This window comes from Streptomyces fulvorobeus (assembly GCF_013167895.1).
Classification (GTDB): domain Bacteria; phylum Actinomycetota; class Actinomycetes; order Streptomycetales; family Streptomycetaceae; genus Streptomyces; species Streptomyces fulvorobeus.
Window position 1 is genome coordinate 2,780,140 of sequence record NZ_BLWC01000001.1, and the last position, 25,869, is coordinate 2,806,008.

A 25,869-nucleotide genomic window follows, 5' to 3' on the forward strand; every position below is an offset into this window, starting at 1 on the left:
ATCAGATCCTTTCGGGCCTGATTCCCGGTCGGCGGGCTGTCCTCCCGGCTGTTGGGCCGTTCCGACGAGTGAGACTTTAGCGAATCCCGGGCCCCGACGCTAATCGGGTCGCGCTCGTTCGAACGCGGATTCCTCATTTCGCAAATGCGCACAAAAAGACGTGCGACAACTGTCGCTCGCTCGATGTGGTTCCTGCGGAATGGCTGTCCGGGGACCGACCGGGGTCGGCGCTCACGTCGGACAGCTCGGAGCACATTACGTATCTGCGCGGGGAGTGTCAACCCCCGGCTGTGGCGCCATGTCGTGGAAGGCCAGGCGGTAGTCGCGGGGGCTGACGGAGAGGTGTGCGGCGAAGTGCTGGCGCATGGTGATCTCGCTGCCGAAGCCGGTACGACGGGCCACTTCAGGGAGGGGGAGGTCCGTGCGTTCCAGGAGCTTCTGGGCCGCGGCGATCCGCTGGGTGATCAGCCAGCGCAGGGGTGTGGTGCCCGTCGTCGCCTGGAAGTGGCGGGCGAAGGAACGCGGCGACATACCGGCCCGGCCCGCCAGGGCCGCGACCGTGTGGGGTTCGGACAGGTGGGCCAGGGCGTGGGCGCGTACCGAGGCGAGTGTGTCGGCGTCGCGGTCGGTGTGCGGGGTGGGGTGCTCGATGAACTGGGCCTGCGTTCCGGTGCGGAACGGGGCCGTGACCATCGAGCGGGCGATCGTGGCCGCGGCCTCGGCGCCATGGGCCGTACGCACCAGGTGGAGGCAGAGGTCGATACCGGCCGCGGTGCCGGCCGAGGTCCAGATGTTGTCGTCATGGAGGAACAGGGCGTCCTGGACCACCGTGACGTGCGGGTGGTGGGTGCGCAGGAGGCCGGTGAGGTTCCAGTGGGTGACCGCCTGGCGGCCGTCGAGCAGTCCCGCCTGGGCCAGCGTGAACGCTCCTCCGCACAGTGCCGCGATCGGGGTGCCCGCGGAGTGGGCGCGGCGCAGGGCGTCGAGGACCGGGGCCGGGGCGGGTGTCACGTGGTCGTCGAGGCCGGGGACCACGACCAGGTCGGCGCGGTTCAGCCAGGCGAGGGTGCGGTCCGGGGTGAGGGTGAGACCGCCGCGGAGCGGGACGGGGGCGGGGTCCGCCGACGCGCGGCGCAGGTCGAACGCGGGTACGCCGCGGTCGGTGCGGTCCACGCCCCAGACCTCCGAGATGACGGAGACGTCGAAGGCTCTGATGCCGGGGAAGGCGAGGAGCGCGATGCGGGTCGTGACGGCCATCCTGGCAGTAAACCATCGATCGATGGCTTCGGGGGGTCTGGGAGGAGTGGCGGGCGGCGCGCAGGATCGGGGCATGGAGATCTCGGAGAACGCGGCGTTGGTCGTGGTGGACGTACAGCAGGGGTTCGAGGAGGAGGCGTACTGGGGGCCGCGGAACAATCCGGGGGCCGATCGGAACATCGCCGCGCTGATCGATGCCTGGCAGTCGAGCGGGCGGCCCGTCGTCTTCGTACGGCATGACTCGGCCGAGCCCGGTTCGCCGCTGCGGGCGGGATATCCCGGGAACGGCTTCAAGAGTTACGTGGAGGAGCGGCGGGGGAAGGGGACCGGGCCTGAGCTCTCCGTGGCGAAGAGCGTGAACTCCGCCTTCTACGGGGCGCCCGATCTCGATTCCTGGCTGCGGGAAGGCGGAGTGCGGCAGATCGTCGTGGCCGGGATTCAGACCAACATGTGCGCGGAGACGACGGCGCGGATGGGCGGGAACCTCGGGTACGAGGTGTTCTTCGCGCTGGACGCCACCTACACCTTCGACACCGAGGGGCCCTGGGGTTGGACGCTGGGTGCCGACGAGCTGGCGCGGGCCACCGCCGTGTCGTTGCACGGCGGTGGGTTCGCGCGGGTGGTGCGGAGTGCGGAGCTGGTGGCTGCGGTGGGGTGACGGTCAGCCGTTGCCGGTGGCGAGCTCACGGCTGCGGTCGCGGGCGGCTTCCAGGGCGGCGATGAGGGCGGCTCGTACGCCGTGCTTCTCCAGTTCCCGGATGGCGCTGATCGTGGTGCCGGCGGGGCTGGTGACGGCCTCGCGGAGTTTGACCGGGTGTTCGCCGCTGTCGCGGAGCATGACGGCTGCGCCGATGGCGGCCTGGACGATCAGGTCGTGGGCCTGTGCGCGGGGCAGGCCGAGGAGGATGCCGGCGTCGGTCATCGCTTCGACGAGGAAGTAGAAGTACGCGGGGCCCGAGCCGGAGAGCGCCGTGCAGGCGTCCTGCTGGGACTCGGGGACGCGGAGGGTCTTGCCGACGCTCCCGAAGATCTCCTCGGTGTGGGCGAGGTGCTCGGGGGTGGCGTCACCGCCTGCGGAGATGACGGACATGCCCTCGTCCACCAGGACGGGGGTGTTGGGCATGACGCGCACGACGGGGGTGTGCGCGTCGAGCCGTTCCTCGATGAACGCGGTCGTGATGCCCGCGGCGGCGCTGATGACCAGGCGGTCGGGGGTGAGGTGGGGGGCGAGTTCGTCGAGGAGGGTGCCCATGTCCTGCGGCTTGACCGCGAGGATGAGGGTGTCGGCGCTCTTGGCGGCTTGCGCGTTGGTGACCGGTTCGACCCCGTACCTGGTGCGGAGTTCCTCGGCGCGCTCGGAGCGGCGGGCGGTCACCAGGAGGTCGGCCGGGCGCCAGCCCGCCCGGATCATGCCGCTGAGCAGGGCCTCGCCGATCTTGCCGGTGCCGAGGACTGCGACTGTCTGGGACATGGGTTTCACCCTCCGGGCTGTGCTCTGTTCGTCGTTCTCGGCGCCATCCTCGCACCGGGCCGTCAGGCCGTGCGGCGCCGGAGGGTGGCGGCGCCCAGGCAGAGGACGAGCAGCGCGCTGCCGGCGACGACGAGGACGTCGCGGACGAAGTCGGTCGTGACGCCGGTGTGGTGGAGGACCTGGTTCATCCCGTCGACGGCGTACGACATGGGCAGGACGTCCGAGATCCGTTCGAGGACGGGGGCCATCTGGTCCCGTGGGGTGAACAGGCCGCAGAGGAGCAGCTGCGGGAAGATCACGGCCGGCATGAACTGGACGGCCTGGAACTCGGACGCCGCGAAGGCGGAGACGAACAGGCCGAGGGCGGTGCCCAGCAGGGCGTCGAGCAGGGCGACCAGGAGCAGCAGCCAGGGTGAGCCGGTGACGTCGAGGCCGAGGACCCAGACGGAGAGCGCGGTGGCCAGGACGGACTGGGCGACGGCGACCGCGCCGAAGGCCAGGGCGTAGCCGGCGATCAGGTCGCCCTTGCCCAGGGGCATGGCGAGGAGGCGTTCGAGGGTGCCTGACGTGCGTTCGCGCAGGGTGGCGATCGAGGTCACCAGGAACATCGTGATCAGCGGGAAGATGCCGAGCAGCGAGGCTCCGATGGAGTCGAAAGTCTGCGGGCTGCCGTCGAAGACGTACCGGAGCAGCGTGATCATCAGGACCGGGACGACCAGCAGCAGCGCGATGGTGCGGGGGTCGTGACGGAGCTGGCGCAGGACGCGGGCGGCCGTGGCCGTGGTGCGGGCGGGGCTCAGGGTGTGGGGGCCGGTGGTGTTCATCGGGTCGCCTCCTGGCGGGTGGCGGTCGCGGATGCCTCGTCGACCAGGTGGAGGAAGGCCGCCTCGACGGTGTCGGAGCCGGTGCGGGCGCGCAGGGCCGCGGGGGTGTCGTCGGCGAGGATCTCGCCCTCGCGCATGAGGAGGAGCCGGTGGCAGCGCTCGGCCTCGTCCATGACGTGGGAGGAGACAAGGATCGTCGTGCCCCGCTCGGCGGCGAGGGTGTGGAAGAGGTGCCACAGGTCGCGGCGCAGGACGGGGTCGAGTCCGACGGTCGGTTCGTCGAGGACGAGGAGTTCGGGCGTACCGAGGAGGGCGACGGCGAGGGATACGCGGCTGCGCTGGCCGCCGGAGAGGGTGCCGGCGAGTGCGTCCGTGTGGGAGGCGAGGTCGACGTCGTCGATGGCCCGGGTGACGGCTTCCCCGCGGGCGTCGCGGTGGCGTCGGCCGGGCCGCAGGACGGCCGCGAAGTAGTCGAGGTTCTGCCGGACGGTGAGGTCGGTGTAGACGGACGGGGCTTGGGTGACGTACCCGACGCGTGGCCGGAGGGCGGGGTGGCCGGCCGGGTGGCCGAGGACGTCGAGGGTGCCGGTGACCTTGGCCTGGGTGCCGACGACGGCGCGCATGAGCGTGCTCTTTCCGCAGCCGGAGGGGCCGAGGAGGCCGGTGATCCTGCCGGGTTCGACGGTGAAGCCGAGGCCGCGCAGGACGGTGCGGTCGCCTCGTACGACGGTGAGGGCGCGGGCTTCGACGGCGGGGGCTGGTTCCCGGGGTGGTTCAGTGCGGTCCCGTGCATAATTCATCATGTGATGAATTTTGCGGCGGCTCCCGCCTGACGTCAAGGGACTGGGCGGACTTCCACCGGTCCGGGGGGTGGTTGGCTCGCGTGGGGGCCCGAACCGGGCGGGCTGCGGCACACGGAGCACGCGGACCGGGGGGCGGCCGGTGGCGGCCGGTGGCAGCCGGTGGTGTGGGCCGGGGCGCGGGCGGCGGGCGCGAGTGGCGCGCGGCGGGCGCGGGGCCCGGGAGTGCGGGTACGGGCCCGGGTGCGGGCGGGCCGGGGGCGGCGGGCGCGGGTCGCGGGCGTGCGGGGCGGCTTGCGGGCGCGGGCGGCGCACGCAGGCGGGCGGCGGGTGTGCCGGTGCGGCTTGCGGACCTGGCGTTCGGGCGCGGGCCGGGCCCCGGGTGCGGGCCGAGCCCGGTGGCGGGCGCGGGTCGCGGGTGCGGGCGGGCCACTGCGGTGAGGGTGCGGCCGGGGCGAGGGTGCGGGCCGGCGTGCGGGCGCGGCCTGGAGCCCGGGTGGCGGGTGTGCCGGTGCGCCGTGCGGACGTGGCGTTCGGGCGCGGGCCGGAGCCCGGTGGCGGGCGCGGCCCCGGGCTCCGGTGGCGGGTGCACCGGGGCGGACGGGGCACCGGCCCCGGTGGCGGCGAGGTCGTTCCAGTGGGGCGTGGTTACCTGCGCTTGGGGCGCTTGCGGGCCGCCGGGTTGCCCGTGCGGGTCGAGCGGCGCTTGGCGTACTGGGCGAGCGCGGTCTCGTACTCCGTGCGCCGCAGCTTCTCGCCCGGCGCCTCCATCAGCGAGCGGAAGAAGTAGGCGAGCAGCGAGCCGATGAAGCCGATGGACTTGAGGCCGCGCAGGCTGTCCTCGCGGGCCGGGTCCTCGGGCCTGCGGCCGAAGCCCTCCCAGGTCTTGCGGAAGGCGATCGCACTGCAGATCGCGAACATCAGGACGACCAGCAGGCCGACCAGGCTGCCGACGTCCGCGATCTCCAGGCCCTGGTAGGCGAAGCGGAGCACGAAGCAGGCGGCGACGGCCGCGGCGAGAGAGCCCGCGGCGACGCCGGCCCGCCGCAGCCCGTAGCCCCCGTCGTGGCCGACCCACGTCGTGCCGAAGAAACGGATGGGCTCGGGCTGCGGGCCGGCCACGGTGGAGCCGGCGGGCCCGGAGACGGCACCGGACGTCTGGTTGTTCTCGCTGTTCTCGCTCACGGGGTCGATTATCCCCGTACGGCAGTACCCGTCAGTCGCAGCGCGGGGCGACGTATCCGTCGCTGCCGGTCCTGACGTACGCGTCCGAGACGAACTCCCCGTCGGCGATGTTGTCCCAGAGGTTGCTGGTGCCGTAGGGGCCGTTGATCCACTCCCCCGGCTTCTGGCAGTAGACCGGGACACTCATGCCGTACGGCAGCGTCCGCACGATGCCGTACTTGGTGCCGGGTCCGCGCCGGACGTTGACCCGGTATCCCGGCGCGACCGGATAGCGCGTCACCCCGTCCGACACCAGTGTCGCGCTGTCCGCGACACCGTTCTCCTCGATGGCCATCGGGCCTCCCCCGTAGTGAAAAAAACCGTGCGACGCGCAGGCTAACAAGCCCCCCACCGATCGCACACGCCATCGACTAGGCTCCGTGCGTCGCGCTTGCGCACGAACACACGGGGGTGGGCGGTGCCGCCGCTGCGAGAGACCGGACCCGATCCGGAAGCGGAGCATCCTGGATACGCCGGGCAGTACCGGCTGGAGGCATGTCTCGGAGCGGGCGGCATGGGTGTGGTGCACCTGGCGCGCTCCCCCTCCGGGCTCCAGCTGGCGGTGAAGATCGTGCACCGCCAGCACGCGGCGGACCCGGAGTTCCGGGCGCGTTTCCGGCAGGAGGTGGCGGCGGCCCGGCGGGTCAGCGGCGCGTTCACCGCACCCGTCGTCGACGCCGACCCGACCGCCGTGCTGCCGTGGATGGCGACGCTGTACGTGCCGGGCCCTACGCTCTCCGCACAGGTGAAGCGGAACGGGCCGCTGGCCCCCGCCGAGCTCCGCAGGCTCACCGCGGGACTGGCCGAGGCACTGCGCGACATCCACCGGGCCGGGGTCGTCCACCGCGATCTCAAGCCGAGCAACGTACTGCTCTCCGACACCGGGCCCAAGGTCATCGACTTCGGGATCTCCCGGCCGTACGACAGTGATCTGCGCACGGAGACCGGCAAGCTGATCGGCTCCCCGCCGTACATGGCGCCCGAGCAGTTCCAGCGTCCGCGCGAGGTCGGTCCAGCGGCTGACGTGTTCGCCCTCGGGGCCGTGCTCTTCCACGCGGCGACCGGCCGGGGGCCCTTCGACTCGGACAGTCCGTACATCGTGGCCTACCAGGTGGTGCACGACGAGGCGGACCTCTCCGGGGTCCCGGCGGACCTGTCGCCGCTGGTGGCGCGCTGCCTGGCCAAGGACCCGGCGCTGCGGCCCACTCCGGACGAGATCATGGCCGCGCTGGCGCTGCACCCCCCGTCGTACGAGGCCGCCGCCTTCATACCGGCGCAGCGGCGGGCGGCACCCATGTCCGGGGGTGCGCGGTCGGCGGGGGCGGACCCGGGCTCCGGGACGGTGACGCATGTACGGGAGCCGGGGACGCGGTCCGGTTCCGGGCGGGCGCAGGGGGGCGGGGCCCGCCGCGTCCGGTGGGCGGCGGCCGGGGCGGCGCTGCTCGTGATGGCCGCCGGGAGCGCAGGCGCGGCCGGGTTCTTCGACCGGGACGGAGCTCCGGGCGGTGCGGCGGGAGGTGGCGGCAAGGGTGCGGCGGAGGCCGCCTTCGAGCCGTGGGTGACACCGCTGCCGTCATCCGGTGGGCCGACGCCCGTCTGTACGGGGACCGGGGACGGGCTGTACTGCGCGGCCGCCGGGTTCGGTACGGGGCTGCTCGATCCGGTGGACGGCGAGGTGGTGTGGTCCCGCCGCGGGTCCCCGGGGGACGACGCGGCGTCGGTGGGGTCGCTGCCGGCCGGAGTCGTCCACGCCTCCGAGCCCGGTGCGAGGCTCCGGGTCTACGACGCGGGCGAGGGCGGGGAACTGTGGGACGCCGACCTGTCCGCGTACCTCGGTGTCCCCTTCTCCGCGGGGGACACGCTGCTGATGACGCGGCAGGACGGCGCAGCCGAGGGGCTCGACGGCAGGACAGGCGCGTCCCGCTGGGTGCGGACGGTCCCCGGCCATCTGCGGCCTCACTACGCGCTGTTCGACCAGGACTCCGGGCTCGCGTACGCCTTCGAGCACGCGGCCGACGGTGCCACGACCCTGGTCACGGCTCTGGAAGCGGCCACCGGACGCACCGCGTGGCAGCACCGGCTGGAGGGGACGCTCACTCCGGTGGGCGCGCCGGGCGGTGCGCTGGTGCTGACGGCCATGAACGCGCAGGCGCAGACCGTCGCGCTCGTCCGCTACGAGCCGGCGCGCACGGCGGTCACGCGGCTGCCGCTGCCGTTCCGTATGAACGAACCGGAAGTGGTGATGGGCGGGGACAGGGCCTATCTGCTGGCACGGGGCGGCACGCTGCTCGCCATGGACACCGGCGGCGCGGGCGCCGAGCTGTGGCGGCTGGAGACCGCGGCCGGGCGGACCTCGCCGCCCGTACTGGCGGGCGGAGACCGGCTGTTTCTCTCCGCGGCGGACGGCCGGCTGCTGGCCGTCGACACCGAGCGGGGCACGCTGCTCGGCCAGACGCGCCCCCGGCTGCGGGCGGGGAAGCTGACGTACGCGTCGAAGCTGCCCGCGCCCGTGGCCATCGGGCGGACCGTCTACGGGATGTCCCCCGACGGTTCCGTCTTCGCGGTCGACGGGCGGCGCCCCGCCGGCTGGTGAACGGGCGCGGCCCCGGGAGCCGGCCGGTGGCCGGTGCCCGGGGCCTTCGCCGGTACGGCTGGGTCAGCCGAGCCTGGAGACGTCGCGCACGGCGCCCCGGTCGGCGCTCGTCGCCATCGCCGCGTAGGCGCGCAGGGCGGCCGAGACCTTGCGCTCGCGGTCCTTGGGCGCGTAGACCCCGTTCAGCGCCTCGCGGCGGGTGGCCAGCTCGTCGTCGGGGACGAGGAGGTCGATGGAGCGGTTGGGGATGTCGATCCTGATCCGGTCGCCGTCCTGGACGAGCGCGATCGTGCCGCCCGAGGCCGCCTCCGGCGAGGCGTGGCCGATGGAGAGGCCCGACGTGCCACCGGAGAAGCGGCCGTCCGTGACCAGGGCGCAGGTCTTGCCGAGGCCGCGGCCCTTCAGGAAGGAGGTCGGGTAGAGCATCTCCTGCATGCCGGGGCCGCCGCGCGGTCCCTCGTAGCGGATGACGACGACGTCTCCGTGGCTGATCTCCTTGCGGAGGATCTTGTCGACGGCCTCGTCCTGGGACTCGCAGACGACGGCTGGGCCCTCGAAGGTCCAGATGGACTCGTCGACGCCCGCGGTCTTCACGACACAGCCGTCCACCGCGAGGTTGCCCCGCAGGACGGCCAGGCCGCCGTCCTTGGAGTACGCGTGCTCGACGGAGCGGATGCAGCCGCCCTCGGCGTCCGTGTCCAGGGTGTCCCAGCGCTCGGACTGCGAGAAGGCGGTCGCCGAACGGACGCAGCCGGGCGCCGCGTGCCACAGCTCGACGGCCTCGGCGGACGGGGAGCCGCCGCGTACGTCCCAGGTCTTCAGCCACTCGGTGAGGGTGGCGGAGTGCACGGTGTGCACGTCCTCGTTGAGCATGCCGCCGCGGTGGAGCTCACCGAGGATGGCGGGGATGCCGCCCGCCCGGTGCACGTCCTCCATGTAGTACGTGCCGCCGGGCGCCACGTTCGGCGCGACCTTGGCGAGGCACGGGACGCGGCGGGAGACCGCGTCCATGTCCGCGAGGCCGAAGTCGAGCTCGGCCTCCTGGGCCGCGGCCAGCAGGTGCAGGATCGTGTTGGTGGAGCCGCCCATCGCGATGTCGAGGGCCATGGCGTTCTCGAACGCGGCGCGCGTGGCGATGTTGCGCGGCAGGACGCTCATGTCGTCCTGCTCGTAGTGGCGCTCGGTGATCTCGACGACCGTGCGGCCGGCGTTCTCGTACAGGGCCTTGCGCGCGGTGTGCGTGGCGAGGACCGAGCCGTTGCCGGGGAGGGCCAGGCCGATCGCCTCGGCCAGGCAGTTCATCGAGTTGGCGGTGAACATGCCGGAACAGGAGCCGCAGGTCGGACAGGCGTTCTCCTCGATACGGAGGATGTCCTCGTCCGAGATCTTGTCGTTGACGGCGTCCGAGATCGCGTCGACGAGGTCGAGGGTGCGGACCGTGCCGTCGACGAGGGTGGTCTTGCCCGCCTCCATCGGGCCGCCGGAGACGAAGACCGTGGGGATGTTGAGGCGCAGCGCGGCCATCAGCATGCCGGGGGTGATCTTGTCGCAGTTGGAGATGCAGATCAGCGCGTCGGCGCAGTGCGCCTCGACCATGTACTCCACGGAGTCGGCGATCAGATCCCGGGACGGGAGGCTGTAGAGCATGCCTCCGTGGCCCATCGCGATGCCGTCGTCCACGGCGATCGTGTTGAACTCGCGCGGCACCGCGCCCGCCGCCTTGATCGCGTCGGAGACGATACGGCCGACCGGGGCGAGGTGGGTGTGGCCGGGGACGAACTCGGTGAAGGAGTTGGCCACCGCGACGATCGGCTTGCCGATGTCCTCGCTCGCTACGCCCGAGGCCCGCATAAGGGCGCGGGCGCCCGCCATGTTGCGGCCGTGGGTGACAGTGCGGGACCTCAGCTGCGGCATCGCGCTCGCTCCTTCGACAGAAAAGACTGTCTTCGAGCGTACGCCCTCGGCTCCAAGATCTGGACAAGGCGTCCGGATCGCGGGACGGGGTGCTCGGTGGGCGGTCCGGCGGCGGCTGGACGGGCGGCCCTCAGGGCGCGGTCAGATACCTCTGGAGCGTCGGCGCCACCATCTCGATGATCCGCTCCGGGTCCGCCGAGGCCAGCGGCTCGGCCCGGATCACGTACCGCAGGATCGCGATGCCGACCAGGTGCGAGGCGGCCAGCTCGGCGCGGAAGGTCGGATCGGGTACGTCCAGTTCCGCCGCGATCCGCTCCAGCAGCCGCCTCAGCACGAAGCCCCGCAGCAGCTCGGCCGCGGTCTCGTGGGTGAGGGCGGAGCGGAGGATCGCCAGCAGGGGCGCGCGCGTCGCCGGGTTCTCCCATACGGCGATGAAGTAGCGGGCCAGCCGCTCCCCCAGCCCGTCCGCGGCGCCTCCGAGTACGGCGGGGATCACCAGGGCGGGCTCGAAGGAGACCTCGATGGCCGCCGCGAAGACCTCGTCCTTCGTACCGAAGTAGTGGTGGACCAGCGCCGCGTCCACGCCCGCCGCCCTGGCGATGCCCCGCATGGAGGTCCGGTCGTAGCCGTGCTCGGCGAACTCGGTGCGGGCGGCTTCCAGGATGCGCGTACGGGCGCCGGGTCCGGTGGCCTCCGCCGTACGCGGGGGACGGCCCCGGCGGCGGGGGGCGGGGGCGTCGGGTGTCATGCGGAGGGGTCCCCGGCGGAGGACGACAGGTGCAGCCGGGCGAAGGCCAGGGCCTCGGCGAGGTCGGCCTCGCGTTCGGCTGAGGACATGGCGCGGCGGGTGTTGACCTCGATGACGACATGGCCGTCGAAGGAGGTGCGGGCCAGCCGCCCCAGCAGTTCGGCACAGGGCTGGTCGCCTCTGCCCGGCACCAGGTGCTCGTCCTTGTTCGACCCCTTGCCGTCGGCGAGGTGGACGTGGGCGAGCCGGTCGCCCATCCGGTCGACCATGGCCAGCCCGTCGGTGCGGGCCGTGGCGGTGTGCGAGAGGTCCACGGTGAAATGCCGGTAGTCGTCGTTGGTGACGTCCCAGTCGGGGGCGTACGCGAGCATCTCGCGGTCCCGGTAGCGCCACGGGTACATGTTCTCGACGGCGAACCTGACGTCCGTCTCGTCGGCCATGCGCCAGATGCCGGTGACGAAGTCGCGCGCGTAGTTGCGCTGCCACCGGAAGGGGGGGTGCACGACGACGGTCGACGCGCCGAGCTTCTCCGCCGCCGCCCTGGCCCGCTGGAGCTTCACCCACGGGTCGGTGGACCAGACCCGCTGCGTGATGAGGAGGCAGGGGGCGTGCACCGCCAGGATCGGCACCTGGTGATGGTCCGAGAGCCGCTTCAGCGCTTCGATGTCCTGGCTGACCGGGTCGGTCCACACCATGATCTCGACGCCGTCGTACCCCAGGCGCGCCGCGATCTCGAAGGCCGTCGCCGTCGACTCCGGATAGACCGAAGCAGTCGACAGGGCGACCTTCGCGTCCGGAACGCGCACCACTGGTTCTGCCACCAGGACAGGGTACGGGCAGCGGCGCGTGCGGCCGGGGAATCCCGACCGGAAGTGACCAGGGCCATGCGGGCGGGCTTGTCCCGCACGGCCGCCGGGCGCCCGGGCGCGCGGTCAGTACAGCGCGACCCGTTGCGCCGGAAGGTGGTCGAGACTGCGCAGGATCACGCCCTCGCGCAGCGCCCACGGGCATATCTCCAGCTCCTCGACCCCGAGCAGGTCCATCGCCGCCTCGGCGACGAGCGCCCCGGCAAGCAGCTGCGCCGCCCGGCCCTCGGAGACCCCCGGCAGGCCGCCCCGCTGCTCGACGGTCATCGCCGCCAGCTTGGGGACCCACTCCTGCAGTGCCTTGCGGGTGAGGACGCGCTGTACGTACAGGCCCTCCGCGGAGCGTGCGGCGCCCGCGATCCTGGCGAGCTGCTTGAAGGTCTTGGAGGTGCCGACGACGTGGTCGGGGCGGCCGAAGCGGGTGATCTCTCCGACGGTACGGGCGATGCCGGCCCGTATGTGGCGGCGCAGCGCCTTCACCTCCAGCGGGTCCGCGGGGTCGCTGGGCAGCCAGGCCGCGGTCAGGCGCCCCGCCCCCAGCGGAAGCGACACCGCGGCGTCGGGCTCCTCGTCCATCCCGAACGCGACCTCCAGCGAGCCTCCGCCGATGTCCAGGAGGAGGAGCTTCCCCGCCGACCAGCCGAACCAGCGGCGGGCCGCGAGGAACGTGAGGCGTGCCTCCTCCTCGCCGCTGAGGACCGCGAGGTCGACGCCCGTCTCGTCCCGCACCCGCTCCAGCACCCTGTCGGCGTTGGACGCCTCCCGCACGGCGGAGGTGGCGAAGGCCAGCACGTTCTCGCACCCCTTGTCCTCGGCGGCCTGGACCGCGCCGGCGATCGTCGAGACGAGCCGGTCTACGCCCACCGGGCCGATCGCGCCGTCCGGGTCGAGAAGTTCGGCCAGCCGCAGCTCCGCCTTGTGCGAATGCGCGGGCAGCGGGCGGGCGCCGGGGTGGGCGTCCACCACCAGCAGATGAACCGTGTTCGAACCCACGTCGAGGACTCCGAGTCTCATACCCGGAACGCTACTGCTCCGGCGGACTTACTCTTGGCGCGTGCCAAAGACGAAAAAGGCGAAGCCGGACAAAGTCACGAAGAAGCAGAAAATGAATGGGGAGTTGCCTCAGCCGGAAGCGGACGGGAACGCGGGGCCCGGGGAGCCGGGCGACGAGACGGGCATCGACTTCGCGCGGGCGTGGGTGGAGTTCCCCGACCCCGCCGACGACGAGCAGGTCTTCCGCTGCGACCTCACCTGGCTGACCTCCCGGTGGAGCTGCATCTTCGGCAGCGGCTGCCAGGGCATCCAGGCGGGCCGCGCGGACGACGGGTGCTGCACGCTGGGCGCCCACTTCTCCGACGAGGACGACGAGAAGCGGGTGGCTGGACACGTCGCCCGGCTGACCCCGGACCTGTGGCAGTTCCACGACGTCGGTACGCAGACGGGCTGGGTCGGCGTCGACGAGGACGGCGAGCGGCAGACCCGGCGCTGGGAGGGCTCCTGCATCTTCCAGAACCGGCCCGGTTTCGCCGCGGGGGCCGGCTGCTCCCTGCACATCCTGGCGCTGCGCGAGGGCAAGGAGCCCCTGGAGACCAAGCCGGACGTCTGCTGGCAGCTCCCGGTCCGGCGTACGTACGACTGGATCGACCGGCCCGACGACACCCGCGTCCTCCAGGTCTCGATCGGGGAGTACGACCGCAGGGGCTGGGGTCCCGGCGGTCACGACCTGCACTGGTGGTGCACCTCGGCGACCTCGGCGCACGGGGCCGGGGAACCGGTCTACGTGTCCTACCGCCCGGAGCTCGTCGAGCTGATGGGGAGGCAGGCGTACGACCGGCTGGTGGAGCTGTGCGAGGAGCGGCTGTCCTCGCTCCTGCCGATGGCACCGCACCCGGCCGACCCGACGCACCCGACGCACTGACCTCTCGGCTTCAGCCCGCCGGGTCCGGGGTCGCAGGGCTCGTCCCCGGGTCCTCGGGTGCGGTCGGGTCGCCCGGGCCCGGTGACGACGGCGGCGGTTCGGCCGGCTCCGTGGGGGCCGGGGTCGGAACCGGCTCCGTGGGGGTCGGTTCGGCGGGAGTCGGGGCCGGAGTCGGCTCCGTGGGGGTGGGCGCCGGTTCGGAGGGTTTCGCCGGCGCGGACGGGGTGGTGGGCCGTGAGGGACCGGCCGGGCCCCGGGCGGCGGCGCCGTGGTCCCGTAACCGTCGATCATGACCACGGACCCCTCGGGATCGAGGCCGACCCGCGCCCGCCACGGTCCGTCCGGCTCGGCGGCGTGGTTCACGGACACCCGCAGGGTGACGCTGCGGCCGGCGGCGAGCGTGCCGGAGGTGCTGCTGAGGTGGAGCCAGGGCGCGTCCACCCAGGCCGACCAGGTCACCGCCTCGCGGCCGGAGGCCGTCAGGGTGATCGTCGTGAGGTCGCCCGAGGTCCGGGCGGTGACGGCCAGGTCGCCGGGACCGTGCCGGCCGCCCGCGCTGATCACCTCGGCCGAGACGTCCGGGGTACGGGCGCCGGGCCTGAAGCGGTCGTTCTCGCCGGGCCGGGCGTTGCCCGCGTTCTCGTAGGGGTCGTACGTGTTGCCCCAGGAGCCGCCCGCGCCGTCCCGCTCCGTCGCGGTGACCGAGGAACCGGCGTGGCCCTCCCCCGTCTGCGGCGCTCCCCGGTAGGCGGCCCACAGGGCGATCACGGGGGCGGCGACGACGGTCGCGACGACGGTGGTGGTGAGGACCCGGGCGCGCAGCCGGTCGCGGCGGGCCGCGTGGTCCTTGGGGTCCAGCGGAAAGCCCGCCCGGTCGAAGCGCGGGCCGCCCGACCGGGACCGCCTGGCGTGGACCATGGCGACCTGGACGGAGGGCAGCGGCGCCTCCACGACCGGCAGCGCTGCGGTGGGGCGGACGTCCGCGCCGGGCCAGGGTCCCCGGGCACCGGCCCGCTCGGCGGCGCGGCGGCAGCGGGGGCAGTCGTCGACGTGCCGGACGAGCTCGCGGCGCAGGGCGGAGGAGAGCAGGACCTGGTGGTCGCCGGTGAGCCGCGCGACGGCGGGGCAGTCACCGGTCTCGACGACGGCGAGGGCGGCCCGGGTCCGCTCCACCTCGCAGGCCGCGGCGGCGAGCAGTTCCCCGGCGGCGCCGGGTTCGAGCCCGAGGACGGCGGCGACGGCACGCGGGGGAGCTGGTGGCGTACCGCGAGTTCGAGTGCCTCTCGCTGCTCGGGGGTGGTGCCCGCGGCCTCGGGCCAGGCGAGCTGGGCGAGTTCGCGGCGCCGCGCCTCCGCGGCAGGGGACTCGGAGTGCGCCGGAGCGGTCGCCTCCGCCGGGTCCGCGGGGGTTTCCGGCGCCTTCGGGGGCGGGCGGTGACCGCTGCGCGCTCCCCCGCCGGGCGGCCGGCGATGCGCCGGGCTGCCGTGTCTGCGTTCGCTGAGCTTGCGCAGGCACACCCATCTGGCCAGGGCGTACAGCCAGGATTTACGTTCCTCCTCGCCGCCCGGGCACCGGCTGTCCTGTCGTTCCGCGATGACGAGGACCGCGCCGAGCGCCTCCGTCGCCGCCTCGTGATCGCACAGGACGGAGAGGCAGTAGGTGAACAGGCCGTCGAGGTGGGGCTCGTAACGTGCGGGCGGTCGCTGATCCGACGGGGCCGACGGGTCCGACGAGTGGGGAGCGCGTCGGTGCGCCCGGTGTACGCCGGTGGTGTGCGGGGTGGTCTCCAGTCTGGTGCTCGTCACCTGGCGACCGTAGGCAGCGGAAGGCACACTCTCATCACCTCTTGGGCGCATTTAATCCTTACGGATGAACGTATCCCTCAAAAGGGGACAGCGCTTCGGGTTTGTGGCGGAAGCCACCACCCGCGCCGCTGGGCCGGTCGGCACTGTCGGACCTCACCTATACGGTGGCGCCATGGCTGCCCGTACGAAATCCGCGAAGGACCGGCCGTCCTACCGCTGCACCGAGTGCGGCTGGACGACCGCCAAGTGGCTCGGCCGCTGCCCGGAGTGCCAGGCGTGGGGGACGGTCGAGGAGTTCGGTGGCGCCCCCGCCGTGCGCACGACGGCCGCGGGCCGGGTCTCCACCGCCGCCGTCCCCATCGGCCAGGTCGACAGCCGCCAGGCCACCGCCCGCTCGACCGGCGTCGGCGAACTCGACCGCGTCCTGGGCGGGGGACTCGTGCCGGGCGCCGTCGTCCTGCTCGCGGGCGAGCCGGGCGTCGGGAAGTCGACGCTGCTGCTGGACGTGGCGGCCAAGGCGGCGAGCGAGGACCACCGCACGCTGTACGTCACGGCCGAGGAGTCCGCGAGCCAGGTGCGGATGCGCGCCGACCGGATCAAGGCCATCAACGACCACCTGTACCTCGCGGCCGAGACCGACCTGTCCGCCGTTCTCGGCCACCTCGACGCGGTCAAGCCGTCCCTGCTCGTCCTGGACTCCGTACAGACCGTGGCCTCGCCCGAGATCGAGGGCGCGCCCGGCGGCATGGCGCAGGTCCGGGAGGTGGCCGGGGCGCTCATCCGGGCCTCCAAGGACCGCGGGATGGCGACGCTGCTGGTCGGCCACGTCACCAAGGACGGCGCGATCGCCGGGCCGCGGCTCCTGGAGCACCTCGTCGACGTGGTGCTGTCCTTCGAGGGCGACCGCCATGCCCGCCTCCGTCTCGTGCGGGGCGTCAAGAACCGTTACGGGGCGACGGACGAGGTCGGCTGCTTCGAGCTCCACGACGAGGGGATCACCGGTCTCGCCGACCCCTCGGGGCTGTTCCTGACGCGGCGCGACGCGCCGGTTCCGGGGACCTGCCTGACGGTCACCCTGGAGGGCAAGCGCCCGCTCGTCGCCGAGGTCCAGGCGCTGACGGTCGATTCGCAGATCCCCTCGCCCCGGCGCACGACCTCCGGTCTGGAGACGTCCCGGGTGTCGATGATGCTGGCGGTCCTGGAGCAGCGGGGGCGGATCACCGCGCTCGGCAAGCGGGACATCTACAGCGCGACGGTCGGCGGCGTGAAGCTGACGGAGCCCGCCGCGGACCTGGCGATCGCCCTGGCCCTGGCCAGTGCGGCGAGCGACACCCCGCTCCCCAAGAACCTCGTCGCGATCGGCGAGGTGGGCCTCGCGGGCGAGGTCAGGCGGGTGACGGGGGTGCAGCGCCGGCTGGCCGAGGCGTACCGCCTCGGGTTCACGCACGCGCTCGTGCCGAGCGACCCCGGGAAGGTGCCTTCCGGTATGAAGGTCACAGAAGTGTCCGACATGGGGGATGCCCTCAGAGTGCTCCCCCGCCGGTCTCGTCCGGAGGGACCACAGGAGGACAACGCGCGCCGGTAGACTTTGCCCTGGTCTCGCCCGCCCGTACGAACGGTATGAGGGACGCGGGGTCTCGTCCGGGATCGGACCGGACCCCCGCGAGCCCGGCCTGATCCACACGAGAGGCCCTAAGGGCACCGAAAACCTGTGACCGGAGGAGTGCAGTGGCAGCCAACGACCGGGCAGCATCGCCCGGAAAGTCCGGCCAAGGCACCGGTAACGAAGCGCTGATGCGCGCCTCGTTGAGCGCGGTCGCGCCCGGAATGCCACTTCGGGACGGCCTGGAGCGCATCCTCCGGGGCAACACCGGCGGGCTGATCGTCCTCGGCATGGACAAGACCGTCGAGTCCATGTGCACCGGTGGATTCGTGCTGGACGTGGAGTTCACCGCGACGCGGCTGCGTGAGCTGTGCAAGCTCGACGGCGCGCTGATCCTCGACAAGGACATGACGAAGATCCTGCGGGCCGGCGTGCAGCTGGTGCCGGACGCGTCCATCCACACGGAGGAGACCGGAACCCGGCACCGCACGGCGGACCGGGTCTCGAAGGCGTGTGTCTTCCCTGTCGTCTCGGTCTCCCAGTCGATGCGTCTGATCGCGCTGTACGTGAACGGCGAGCGCCGCGTCCTTGAGGAGTCCTCCGCGATCCTGTCGCGCGCCAACCAGGCACTCGCCACGCTGGAGCGGTACAAGCTCCGGCTGGACGAGGTCGCGGGCACGCTCTCCGCGCTGGAGATCGAGGACCTGGTGACCGTCCGGGACGTGACAGCCGTCGCGCAGCGCCTGGAGATGGTCCGCCGGATCGCCACGGAGATCGCGGAGTACGTGGTGGAGCTCGGCACCGACGGCCGGCTCCTCTCCCTCCAACTGGACGAGCTGATCGCCGGCGTGGAGCCGGAGCGGGAGCTCGTCGTACGCGACTACGTACCGCAGCCGACGGCGAAGCGCTCCCGTACGGTCGCCGAGGCGCTGACCGAGCTGGACGCGCTGTCCCACACCGAGCTGCTGGAACTGCCGGTGGTCGCCCGGGCTCTGGGGTACAGCGGCTCGCCGGAGACGCTGGACTCCGCGGTGTCCCCGCGGGGGTTCCGGCTGCTGGCGAAGGTGCCGAGGCTGCCGGGGGCGATCATCGACCGGCTGGTGGAGCACTTCGGCGGTCTGCAGAAGCTCCTCGCCGCGAGCGTGGACGACCTCCAGGCGGTCGACGGGGTCGGGGAGGCGCGGGCCCGGAGCGTGCGCGAAGGGCTCTCGCGGCTGGCGGAGTCCTCGATCCTCGAACGGTACGTCTGAGGGCTGTCCCGTAACCCCGGCCGGCGCGGCGCGCGGCGTCGGAAGCGGTGCGTCGCGGGCGGAGGGGCGTCCGCGTACCGGAGGTATCCGGGTGCTCCGGCCACGCGGCGAGGCGCCGGGGCTGTCGTCACGCGCCCGCCCGGGATCGCGGGACAGCCCTTACTCCTTCGGCAGGACGAACGAGGCTCGTTGCAGGGGCGCGCCCGGGGCCTTCGCCTCCAGGAGGTAGGTGCCCGGACCCGCGTCCTTGGTGGGGGCCGAGGCGCACGCGGGGCTGCTCTTCCTCCGGTCCCACGTCACCGTGTGGACGACCGTCGCACCGGCCGGGACCTTCAGATAGAGCGGGCCCGAAGCGGCCGGGCAGTCCGCGGAGGACCAGATCCGGTCGTCCTCGCCGCCGGCCTCGGTGATGGTGAGCACCGCGGTCTTCGGGCCGAAGTCGGCCTTGCAGGTGGTGGCCGAGGTGTTGGTGACGACCAGCCGGAACACCGGCTTGTCGTTCGGGCCGTAACTGACGTCCGTCCTCAGGCTCAGCCGCAGCGCCGCGGGCCCGCAGTCGGGGAGCGGAGAGCCGGCCGGCACCCGCTCGGCGCCCGGAGCACTGCCGGTACCACTGCCCTGGACGCCGTCCGGAGCACTGCCAGGACCGCCGTCCGCCCCACCGGAACCGGCCGTGTCCGCGCCGCCCTCCGGGCCGCCGTCCGCGCCGCCGGGCTCCCCGTCCCCGTTGCTGCCGTCCGACCCCGCGCCTCCACCGGAACCGGACTCATCGCGTCCGCCCGGCGGCCGGCTGATCGCGGGTCCCGACCCCGAAGGGCCGGGCGTGATCGAGGGAGCGGGATTCGGGCCGCCGGCCTTGGGGTCGCCGCTGCCCCCGCCGCCCCCGAGCGAGGTGAGGGCCCAGACGATCAGCAAGGCGAGCAGCGCGATCAGCGATGCCGCGACTGCCCTCCGTCGCCAGTAGATGGAGGAGGGAAGCGGCCCGACCGGATTGCGCATAGATCCCACGGCGCAAACTCTACGAGAGATCGGGCTCAACTCCCGCCCCACCCGCCGCTCGACGGGCAAGTTTTGCCGATCATCATCACGGAGTGCCCGAAGACCGGCTCCCGACCCGGGCACAGGGGACAGAACGGGTGGCGTCACCGCCCCGTGGACCCTCCGGAAGGGCCGACACCCCTGCGCCCGTGACCATCGCCCGGTCTTCCGTGCCAGGATCGTCGGTGCGATGACTGCCACGACTTCGACACAGACGCCCCCCGCATCCCTCCACACCCCCGTCATCGGGTGGTTCGAGCAGCACGCCCGCGATCTCCCCTGGCGCCGCCCCGAAGCGGGCGCCTGGGGGGTGATGGTGAGTGAGTTCATGCTGCAACAGACCCCGGTGAGCCGAGTCCTCCCCGTGTACGAGCAGTGGATGGCCCGCTGGCCGCGCCCCGCCGACCTGGCGGCGGACGCGCCCGGCGAGGCGGTCCGCGCCTGGGGCCGCCTCGGGTACCCCCGCCGCGCACTGCGCCTGCACGGCGCCGCGCAGGCGATAACGGAACGGCACGGCGGCGACGTGCCGAGCGAGCACAACCAGTTGCTGGCGCTGCCCGGTATCGGCGAGTACACGGCGGCGGCCGTGGCCTCGTTCGCGTACGGCCAGCGCCACGCGGTGCTCGACACGAACGTCCGCCGGGTGTTCGCCCGCGCCGCGACCGGCATCCAGTACCCGCCGAACGCGACCACCGCCGCCGAGCGGAAGCTGGCACGTGTGCTGCTCCCCGAGGAGGACGAGCGGGCGGCCCGCTGGGCGGCGGCGACGATGGAGCTCGGCGCGCTGGTGTGCACCGCGAGGAACGAGGACTGCCCTCGCTGCCCCATCTCCGGGCAGTGCGCCTGGCTGCTGGCCGGTAAGCCCGCGCACCAGGGGCCGCCGCGCCGGGGCCAGACGTACGCCGGTACGGACCGCCAGGTGCGGGGCCGGCTGCTCGCCGTCCTGCGCGAGGCGGTGGCACCGGTCGGGCAGGCCGCACTCGACGCGGTCTGGGACGAACCCGTACAGCGGGCGCGGGCTCTCGACGGCCTGGTTGCCGACGGTCTGGTCGAACCGCTGGCGGACGGCCGGTACCGGCTGCCGCTGACCTGAGCCGGGCAGCCCGCGCTGTTACACAACCGATGGGCAGCCGTGCGTCCGCGTACGGCTGCTCCGGACACCCTCGTGACAACGCCTCCGTAGCGTCTCCGGCAGCAGTGGGACGGGGATTCACGGGGACGGAGGCGGTTGTGATGGCGCAGGGCGAGGTGCTCGCGTTCGAGGACTACGTACGCACCCGGCAGGACGCCCTGCTGCGCAGCGCCCGGCGGCTCGTCCCCGACCCGGTGGACGCGCAGGATCTGCTCCAGACCGCTCTCGCGCGCACCTACGGCCGCTGGGACGGCATCGCCGACAAGTCCCTGGCCGACGCCTACCTGCGCCGCGTCATGATCAACACGCGTACGGAGTGGTGGCGGGCCCGCAGGCTCGAAGAGGTCCCCACCGAGCAGCTGCCCGACGCGAGCGTCGAGGACGGTTCGGAGCAGCGCGCCGACCGGGCCCTGCTGATGGACGTCCTGGGTGTGCTGGCTCCCAAGCAGCGCAGCGTCGTCGTGCTGCGACACTGGGAGCAGATGAGCACGGAGGAGACGGCCGCCGCCCTCGGTATGTCGGCGGGTACGGTGAAGAGCACGCTGCACCGGGCGCTGGCGCGGTTGCGCCAGGAGCTGGTGAGCCGCGAGGCGGCGAGCCGGGAGGCCGGTGACCGCGAGGCCGCCGCGCGTCCTTCGCCCGGGTCGCCGGTGCGTGCGCACACACCGGCGCGGCACGACGGGCGTGATGACGAGCGGGGGCGGGAGCGGTGCGCGGCCTGACAGGCGGCAGCGAAGGCACGGACGGCGGTCCCGGAACGGCCGGCACGGCCCCCGGGGGCTGCGGAGTGCGTGCCGCACTGGCGGCGAGCGGTACGGCGATGGCCGGGCTCGCCGCCTTCGCGCTGCTGGGCGCCAGCTGCTCCGCGGGCGGCACGGGCACCAGGGACGAGGGGCCGGCCGGTACGAAGCCGGTCACCCAGGTCACTCCCTCGCTCGCCGCCCCCACCACGACGGCCCAGCCCGCCCGGCGGGTGAACGCCGTGGCGCTCCTGAAGCGGGACCCCGGGGTGAGCCCGCGGGTCAGGACCGATCTGCGGCCATGCTCCGGGGACGAGTACCCCGTCGACACCTCGTACGGGTCACTGACCGACGGCCCCGCCGCCGACGTCGTGGTCAACGTACTGACGTGCGGTGACTCGGTGGGCATAGGAACCTACGTCTACCGGCCCCGGGACGACGGCTCCTACGAGAACGTCTTCGCCGCCGAGATGCCCGCTGTCTACGGGACGATCGACCGCGGTGACCTGGTGGTGACGACGCAGGTGTACGGATCGAGGGACTCGGTCGCGTACCCCTCCGGCGAGGAAGTGATCACCTACCGCTGGACGGACGGCCGGTTCAGCGAGCACGACCGTGTGCTCAACGACTTCAACCGGGCCGTCAGCAGCGGAGAGGGCGCGCTCCCCCCGCAGGCGGAACCGACCCGGAGCTGACCGGGAACCGACCGAGAACCGACCGTACGGAAAGCAGTCGCATGGCCGAGACCCACGTCCTCTTCGTCGAGGACGACGACGTGATCCGCGAGGCCACCCAGCTCGCGCTGGAGCGGGTCGGATTCGTCGTCACCGCGAAACCGGACGGCCTCTCGGGACTGGAGGCGTTCCGGTCCGACCGCCCGGACATCGCTCTCCTGGACGTGATGGTGCCGGGGCTCGACGGGGTCAGCCTGTGCCGCCGCATCCGGGACGAGTCGACCGTCCCCGTGATCATGCTGTCGGCACGCGCCGACTCGATCGACGTGGTGCTCGGTCTGGAGGCGGGGGCGGACGACTACGTCACCAAGCCGTTCGACGGAGCGGTGCTCGTCGCCCGTATCCGCGCCGTGCTGCGCCGCTTCGGTCACGCGGCGGGGACGGGCGGACAGCGGGCGGGCGCGAGCGCGGACTCACCGTACGGGAGCGACGGGCTGCTGGTCTTCGGCGACCTGGAGGTCGACACCGAGGGCATGGAGGTGCGCCGGGAGGGCCGGCAGGTGGGGCTCACGCCCACCGAGATGCGGCTGCTGCTGGAGTTCTCGTCGGCGCCCGGCACCGTGCTCTCGCGCGACAGGCTCATGGAACGGGTCTGGGACTACGGCTGGGGCGGGGACACCCGGGTCGTCGACGTCCACGTGCAGCGGTTGCGGACCAAGATCGGGCAGGACCGGATCGAGACGGTCCGCGGTTTCGGCTACAAGCTCAGAGCATGAAGGGGCGGGCCCTGCGGACGGGTGTCCGCTGGAAGATCAGTATCGCGATCGCCGCCGTGGGCGCGCTCGTCGCGGTGGCGCTGAGCCTCGTCGTGCACAACGCCGCGCGCGTCTCCATGATCGAGAACGCGCGCGAGGTCCAGCTGGAACGGCTCCTCTTCGCGCAGCGGCTGTACGAGGCGGCGAACGCGAAGAACAGCACGCCCAAGTTCGGTGCGAAGCTCAACGACCCGGCGCTCCCCGAGAGCCTGCGTGAGGGGGTCCGCGGCAACCGCCGCGCCACCCATGTCGAGGAGTACGGGGACGGCGTGCCCGACGTCTGGGCGGCCGTCCCGCTGGCCAACGGGGACATCCTCTCGCTGCACACCCGCTTCGCCGACCGCAGCGCCACGATCATGAGCGATCTCGACCGGGCCCTGATCATCGGCTCGGTCTGCGCGGTGCTGGGCGGCTCCGCGCTCGGTGTGCTGATCGGCGGACAGCTGTCGCGGCGGCTGCGCAAGGCAGCGGCGGCGGCGGGCAGGGTCGCACAGGGCCATACGGATGTGCGGGTCAGGGAGGCCGTCGGCGGGGTCGTCCGCGACGAGACGGATGAGCTGGCCGGCGCGGTGGACGCGCTCACGGACGCGCTGAACGAGCGCATCGAGGCGGAGCGCCGGGTCACCGCCGACATCGCCCATGAGCTGCGTACGCCCGTGACGGGGCTCCTCACCGCGGCCGAGCTGCTGCCGCCGGGGCGCCCCAGCGAGCTCGTACGCGACCGGGCGCAGGCGATGCGGACGCTGGTCGAGGACGTCCTGGAGGTGGCCAGGCTGGACAGCGCCTCGGAGCGGGCGGAGCTCCAGGAACTTCCGCTGGGCGAGTTCGTGGCCCGGCGGATCGCCCTGCTGGGGCCCGGGGTCACCGTGCGGGTGATCCACGAGTCGTGGGTGTCCACCGATCCGCGGCGCCTGGAGCGCATTCTGGGCAACCTGCTGGGGAACGCGGCCAAGCACGGGGCCTCTCCGGTGGAGGTCACGGTCGAGGGCCGGGTGGTGCGGGTCCGCGACCACGGGCCGGGATTCCCCCAGGAGCTGCTGCGGGAGGGGCCGAGCCGGTTCCGTACCGGCAGCAGCGACCGGGCGGGGCACGGTCACGGGCTGGGGCTGACGATCGCGGCGGGCCAGGCCCGGGTGCTGGGCGCCCGGCTCACCTTCCGCAACGTGGCGGCGGACGGCGGGGCCGAGGGGGCGGGCGGTGCTGTCGCCGTGCTGTGGCTGCCGGAGCACGCGCCCACGGACACCGGCAGCTTCCCGGTCATCAGACTCGCGGAGAAGCGGCGGCCCGGGAAGCGGGACCGCGAGGCCGGGCGGGACTGAGGGACGCCGGAACGCGGGACGGCGGCCCCGGAGAAGCGGAAGGCTTCCCGGGGCCGCCGTGGGTCCGGCTCAGGTGCGGGTCACAGGGAGACGTGCACCGAGCGCAGGAAGGCGACCGGGTTGAGCGCGGAACCGTAGTTCGGGCTGGTCCGGATCTCGAAGTGGAGGTGCGGACCGCTGGAGTTTCCGGTGTTGCCGGACAGGGCGATCTTCTGGCCGGTCTTCACGGTCTGGCCGATGTGGACGTTGATCGTCGACAGGTGCGCGTACTGCGAGTACTTGCCGTTGGAGTGCCTGATCACGACGGCGTTGCCGTACGCGGGGCCGTCGCCGCCGCCGTTCGGGCCGGCCTTGACGACGGTGCCGGCGTGCGCGGCCTCGACCTTGGTGCCGACCGGGACGGCGAAGTCCTGCCCGGAGTGCTTCGCGGCCCAGCGGGCGCCGCCGGTGCCGTAGCTGGCGCTCAGCGTGTACCGCTCGACGGGGGCCTCCCAGGAGGACGCCTTCTTCCTGGCGTTCGCCTTGGCGGCGGCGGCCTTCTTCTTCGCCGTCTCCTTCGCCTTCGCCGACCTCTCGGCCGCGGCCTTCTTCGCCGAGGCGGCGGCCTTGCTCTGCGCCTCCGCCTGCTGGGCGACGGAGTCGGCGGCACCCGCGAGAACCGCGGTGCCGGTGGTGTCCGCCGTACCGGAGGCCGCGAATCCCGCGCCCGCACCGAACACCATCGACGCACCGACGGAGGCGGCGACCACGGTGCCGCGGACTCGGGACAGGGACGGGCGGGCGGACTGCGGGAACGAGACGCGCTTCGACATACGGGGAAGTCCTCCGGTGGTGAGGGGAACCGGCGTTCTGCCGGACGTGCTCCACCTTGGTAACCCGGGCCCCCACTTCGACTCAAACCCCCCACCTACGATGAAAAGCCGTAGAAAGGGCATCGGGAATGCGCTGCCGACGACCCCGCGCACAGGGCCCCGCGACACCGGGAGAACTGTGCTGCGGATCGGGTTTAAGCCCAGTTCGAACCCACCCCGACCGGACATGCGGCGGCCTTCCCGGCACATCGCCCGGTTCCGCCGAAGGACCCCTCCCGGCCAGGGACGAAGGTCCCTCCCCTGGCCGGGGCCTCTTCTCCTAGGCCGGCTAGTAGGCCCCTTCGGGGCTGTGCGCCTTGTCACCGCCGGTGGGACCGGAGACCGTCCGATTCGGGACCTTCGGCCCCCCGGGCTGACTACGCTGTCGGGGAAGCACTCGATCCCGGGGGGAACACGATGGCCGGCGACGACACCGACGACTCCCACGGCCCGGCCGGCATCGAGCTCGCCGACGCCGTCGAGTCCATCCGCGACCAGCTCATCGACGCCGCCACCCGTGCCACGGGCCTGCCCGTGGCCTTCGAGGTCGGTGAGATCCAGATGGAGTTCACGCTGGAGCTGCGCAAGGAGGCCAAGGGCGGCGCGAAGGTCAGGGCATGGGTGGTGGAGGCGGGCGCGGACGCGTCCCTGTCGGCCGCGCGCACCCACAGGGTCGCCTTCACACTGACCCCCCGCGACGCCGTGACCGGCGGTGCCTGGGAGATCGGGCACGGGGACGGCGGCAGCACGGACCACTTCGGCCGGGGACCGGGCCACCCGTGAGGGACGTACGGCCCGGGGACCGCACGGTGGTCGTCCTGGGCGCCGGCTCCACCCAGGGCAGCGGCGTCCTGCTCTCCGAGCGGCTCATACTGACCTGCGCCCATGTGGTCAGGGGCGGCAACCGGAGCCGGGTGGCGCATCCCGGGCTGGCGGGGCACCGCGAGGCATCGGTCGCCTGGGTCGACCACGACCTGGACGCCGCGCTGCTCCTCGCCGCGGAACCGGTGCTTCCCGTTCCGCCGGT

23 protein-coding genes and 2 pseudogenes are annotated in these 25,869 nt (G+C 73.1%); 12 read left to right on the plus strand and 13 right to left on the minus strand.

The window, feature by feature from the left end:
* Nucleotides 1-255 precede the first annotated feature (255 nt).
* Nucleotides 256-1,257, minus strand: a complete 1,002-nt coding sequence (locus Sfulv_RS12495; RefSeq protein ID WP_173313760.1) for a GlxA family transcriptional regulator — start codon at nucleotides 1,255-1,257, stop codon at nucleotides 256-258.
* Between the two features lie 73 nt (nucleotides 1,258-1,330).
* Between Sfulv_RS12495 and Sfulv_RS12500 the strand changes: the two genes are divergently transcribed.
* Nucleotides 1,331-1,915, plus strand: a complete 585-nt coding sequence (locus Sfulv_RS12500; protein ID WP_173313761.1) for a cysteine hydrolase family protein — start codon at nucleotides 1,331-1,333, stop codon at nucleotides 1,913-1,915.
* 3 nt (nucleotides 1,916-1,918) lie between these two features.
* Here Sfulv_RS12500 and proC read toward each other — a convergent pair whose 3' ends face one another.
* From proC to Sfulv_RS12525, 5 genes are all read right to left on the minus strand, one after another.
* Nucleotides 1,919-2,728: a pyrroline-5-carboxylate reductase gene (proC, locus tag Sfulv_RS12505; protein WP_173313762.1), complete on the minus strand. Its 810-nt coding sequence runs from the start codon at nucleotides 2,726-2,728 to the stop codon at nucleotides 1,919-1,921.
* A 62-nt stretch (nucleotides 2,729-2,790) separates the two neighbouring features.
* Entirely contained in the window at nucleotides 2,791-3,552 is a 762-nt protein-coding gene (locus tag Sfulv_RS12510; RefSeq protein ID WP_173313763.1) for an ABC transporter permease, read from the minus strand.
* Entirely contained in the window at nucleotides 3,549-4,355 is an 807-nt protein-coding gene (locus tag Sfulv_RS12515) for an ABC transporter ATP-binding protein (RefSeq protein WP_173313764.1), read from the minus strand. The genes Sfulv_RS12510 and Sfulv_RS12515 overlap by 4 nt, the downstream gene beginning before the upstream one ends.
* A 645-nt stretch (nucleotides 4,356-5,000) precedes the next feature.
* Nucleotides 5,001-5,537 (minus strand): hypothetical protein, encoded by a 537-nt coding sequence (locus Sfulv_RS12520; RefSeq protein ID WP_173313765.1) that lies wholly within the window; start codon nucleotides 5,535-5,537, stop codon nucleotides 5,001-5,003.
* Nucleotides 5,538-5,568: 31 nt separating this feature from the next.
* A complete protein-coding gene (locus Sfulv_RS12525) occupies nucleotides 5,569-5,871 on the minus strand; it encodes an SH3 domain-containing protein (RefSeq protein WP_173313766.1) in 303 nt (100 codons plus the stop codon).
* A 123-nt stretch (nucleotides 5,872-5,994) separates the two neighbouring features.
* Between Sfulv_RS12525 and Sfulv_RS12530 the strand changes: the two genes are divergently transcribed.
* Entirely contained in the window at nucleotides 5,995-8,169 is a 2,175-nt protein-coding gene (locus tag Sfulv_RS12530) for a serine/threonine-protein kinase (RefSeq protein ID WP_173317792.1), read from the plus strand.
* Nucleotides 8,170-8,232: 63 nt separating this feature from the next.
* Here Sfulv_RS12530 and ilvD read toward each other — a convergent pair whose 3' ends face one another.
* From ilvD to Sfulv_RS12550, 4 genes are all read right to left on the minus strand, one after another.
* Nucleotides 8,233-10,083: a dihydroxy-acid dehydratase gene (gene ilvD / locus Sfulv_RS12535; RefSeq protein ID WP_173313767.1), complete on the minus strand. Its 1,851-nt coding sequence runs from the start codon at nucleotides 10,081-10,083 to the stop codon at nucleotides 8,233-8,235.
* 130 nt (nucleotides 10,084-10,213) lie between these two features.
* A complete protein-coding gene (locus Sfulv_RS12540) occupies nucleotides 10,214-10,831 on the minus strand; it encodes a TetR/AcrR family transcriptional regulator (RefSeq protein WP_173313768.1) in 618 nt (205 codons plus the stop codon).
* Nucleotides 10,828-11,652 (minus strand): sugar phosphate isomerase/epimerase family protein, encoded by an 825-nt coding sequence (locus tag Sfulv_RS12545; RefSeq protein WP_371874661.1) that lies wholly within the window; start codon nucleotides 11,650-11,652, stop codon nucleotides 10,828-10,830. The genes Sfulv_RS12540 and Sfulv_RS12545 overlap by 4 nt, the downstream gene beginning before the upstream one ends.
* A gap of 111 nt (nucleotides 11,653-11,763) precedes the next feature.
* Entirely contained in the window at nucleotides 11,764-12,711 is a 948-nt protein-coding gene (locus Sfulv_RS12550) for a Ppx/GppA family phosphatase (protein WP_173313769.1), read from the minus strand.
* Nucleotides 12,712-12,751: 40 nt separating this feature from the next.
* On the opposite strand from Sfulv_RS12550, the gene Sfulv_RS12555 reads away from it, so the two are divergent.
* Nucleotides 12,752-13,615: a DUF3109 family protein gene (locus Sfulv_RS12555; protein ID WP_173313770.1), complete on the plus strand. Its 864-nt coding sequence runs from the start codon at nucleotides 12,752-12,754 to the stop codon at nucleotides 13,613-13,615.
* Nucleotides 13,616-13,625: 10 nt separating this feature from the next.
* Here Sfulv_RS12555 and Sfulv_RS30310 read toward each other — a convergent pair.
* Nucleotides 13,626-15,420, minus strand: a pseudogene (locus Sfulv_RS30310) (BACON domain-containing protein).
* A 172-nt stretch (nucleotides 15,421-15,592) separates the two neighbouring features.
* On the opposite strand from Sfulv_RS30310, the gene radA reads away from it, so the two are divergent.
* Nucleotides 15,593-17,005: a DNA repair protein RadA gene (gene radA, locus Sfulv_RS12570; protein ID WP_173313773.1), complete on the plus strand. Its 1,413-nt coding sequence runs from the start codon at nucleotides 15,593-15,595 to the stop codon at nucleotides 17,003-17,005.
* A gap of 143 nt (nucleotides 17,006-17,148) precedes the next feature.
* On the plus strand, nucleotides 17,149-18,273 hold the full coding sequence (gene disA / locus Sfulv_RS12575) for a DNA integrity scanning diadenylate cyclase DisA (protein ID WP_173313774.1): 1,125 nt from the start codon (nucleotides 17,149-17,151) through the stop codon (nucleotides 18,271-18,273).
* 159 nt (nucleotides 18,274-18,432) lie between these two features.
* On the opposite strand, the gene Sfulv_RS12580 is transcribed toward disA, so the two are convergent.
* Complete coding sequence (locus Sfulv_RS12580; RefSeq protein ID WP_179764420.1) at nucleotides 18,433-19,272, minus strand: hypothetical protein; 840 nt, start codon at nucleotides 19,270-19,272, stop codon at nucleotides 18,433-18,435.
* Nucleotides 19,273-19,501: 229 nt separating this feature from the next.
* Between Sfulv_RS12580 and Sfulv_RS12585 the strand changes: the two genes are divergently transcribed.
* From Sfulv_RS12585 to cseC, 5 genes are all read left to right on the plus strand, one after another.
* Complete coding sequence (locus Sfulv_RS12585) at nucleotides 19,502-20,404, plus strand: HhH-GPD family protein (protein ID WP_173313775.1); 903 nt, start codon at nucleotides 19,502-19,504, stop codon at nucleotides 20,402-20,404.
* Nucleotides 20,405-20,544: 140 nt separating this feature from the next.
* Nucleotides 20,545-21,165, plus strand: coding sequence for a SigE family RNA polymerase sigma factor (locus Sfulv_RS12590; protein WP_173313776.1), 621 nt, complete (start codon nucleotides 20,545-20,547; stop codon nucleotides 21,163-21,165).
* Entirely contained in the window at nucleotides 21,153-21,878 is a 726-nt protein-coding gene (locus Sfulv_RS12595) for a hypothetical protein (protein WP_173313777.1), read from the plus strand. Before Sfulv_RS12590 ends, Sfulv_RS12595 begins: the two co-directional genes overlap by 13 nt.
* 41 nt (nucleotides 21,879-21,919) lie before the next feature.
* Entirely contained in the window at nucleotides 21,920-22,633 is a 714-nt protein-coding gene (cseB, locus tag Sfulv_RS12600) for a two-component system response regulator CseB (RefSeq protein ID WP_173313778.1), read from the plus strand.
* Nucleotides 22,630-23,991 (plus strand): two-component system sensor histidine kinase CseC, encoded by a 1,362-nt coding sequence (cseC, locus tag Sfulv_RS12605; protein WP_173313779.1) that lies wholly within the window; start codon nucleotides 22,630-22,632, stop codon nucleotides 23,989-23,991. The genes cseB and cseC overlap by 4 nt, the downstream gene beginning before the upstream one ends.
* A gap of 80 nt (nucleotides 23,992-24,071) precedes the next feature.
* On the opposite strand, the gene Sfulv_RS12610 is transcribed toward cseC, so the two are convergent.
* The gene (locus Sfulv_RS12610) at nucleotides 24,072-24,803 is read right to left on the minus strand and encodes a M23 family metallopeptidase (protein WP_173313780.1); all 732 of its coding nucleotides are present in this window, start codon (nucleotides 24,801-24,803) and stop codon (nucleotides 24,072-24,074) included.
* Nucleotides 24,804-25,259: 456 nt separating this feature from the next.
* Between Sfulv_RS12610 and Sfulv_RS30315 the strand changes: the two genes are divergently transcribed.
* The gene (locus tag Sfulv_RS30315; protein ID WP_246353094.1) at nucleotides 25,260-25,625 is read left to right on the plus strand and encodes a trypco2 family protein; all 366 of its coding nucleotides are present in this window, start codon (nucleotides 25,260-25,262) and stop codon (nucleotides 25,623-25,625) included.
* Between the two features lie 104 nt (nucleotides 25,626-25,729).
* Nucleotides 25,730-25,834: pseudogene (locus tag Sfulv_RS30320) on the plus strand (hypothetical protein); the annotation flags it as partial.
* Nucleotides 25,835-25,869 lie beyond the last annotated feature (35 nt).

Bases quoted from the DNA above. Each gene is read 5' to 3' on its own strand.
- Sfulv_RS12590 (WP_173313776.1), top strand. From the start codon at position 20,545: ATGGCGCAGGGCGAGGTGCTCGCGTTCGAGGACTACGTACGCACCCGG.
- Sfulv_RS12510 (WP_173313763.1), bottom strand. From the start codon at position 3,552: ATGAACACCACCGGCCCCCACACCCTGAGCCCCGCCCGCACCACGGCC.
- Sfulv_RS12585 (WP_173313775.1), top strand. From the start codon at position 19,502: ATGACTGCCACGACTTCGACACAGACGCCCCCCGCATCCCTCCACACC.
- ilvD (WP_173313767.1), bottom strand. From the start codon at position 10,083: ATGCCGCAGCTGAGGTCCCGCACTGTCACCCACGGCCGCAACATGGCG.
- cseB (WP_173313778.1), top strand. From the start codon at position 21,920: ATGGCCGAGACCCACGTCCTCTTCGTCGAGGACGACGACGTGATCCGC.
- Sfulv_RS12515 (WP_173313764.1), bottom strand. From the start codon at position 4,355: ATGATGAATTATGCACGGGACCGCACTGAACCACCCCGGGAACCAGCC.
- Sfulv_RS12540 (WP_173313768.1), bottom strand. From the start codon at position 10,831: ATGACACCCGACGCCCCCGCCCCCCGCCGCCGGGGCCGTCCCCCGCGT.
- Sfulv_RS12525 (WP_173313766.1), bottom strand. From the start codon at position 5,871: ATGGCCATCGAGGAGAACGGTGTCGCGGACAGCGCGACACTGGTGTCG.
- Sfulv_RS12610 (WP_173313780.1), bottom strand. From the start codon at position 24,803: ATGTCGAAGCGCGTCTCGTTCCCGCAGTCCGCCCGCCCGTCCCTGTCC.
- Sfulv_RS12550 (WP_173313769.1), bottom strand. From the start codon at position 12,711: ATGAGACTCGGAGTCCTCGACGTGGGTTCGAACACGGTTCATCTGCTG.
- Sfulv_RS12495 (WP_173313760.1), bottom strand. From the start codon at position 1,257: ATGGCCGTCACGACCCGCATCGCGCTCCTCGCCTTCCCCGGCATCAGA.
- proC (WP_173313762.1), bottom strand. From the start codon at position 2,728: ATGTCCCAGACAGTCGCAGTCCTCGGCACCGGCAAGATCGGCGAGGCC.
- Sfulv_RS30315 (WP_246353094.1), top strand. From the start codon at position 25,260: ATGGCCGGCGACGACACCGACGACTCCCACGGCCCGGCCGGCATCGAG.
- Sfulv_RS12580 (WP_179764420.1), bottom strand. From the start codon at position 19,272: ATGCGCAATCCGGTCGGGCCGCTTCCCTCCTCCATCTACTGGCGACGG.
- cseC (WP_173313779.1), top strand. From the start codon at position 22,630: ATGAAGGGGCGGGCCCTGCGGACGGGTGTCCGCTGGAAGATCAGTATC.
- Sfulv_RS12500 (WP_173313761.1), top strand. From the start codon at position 1,331: ATGGAGATCTCGGAGAACGCGGCGTTGGTCGTGGTGGACGTACAGCAG.
- radA (WP_173313773.1), top strand. From the start codon at position 15,593: ATGGCTGCCCGTACGAAATCCGCGAAGGACCGGCCGTCCTACCGCTGC.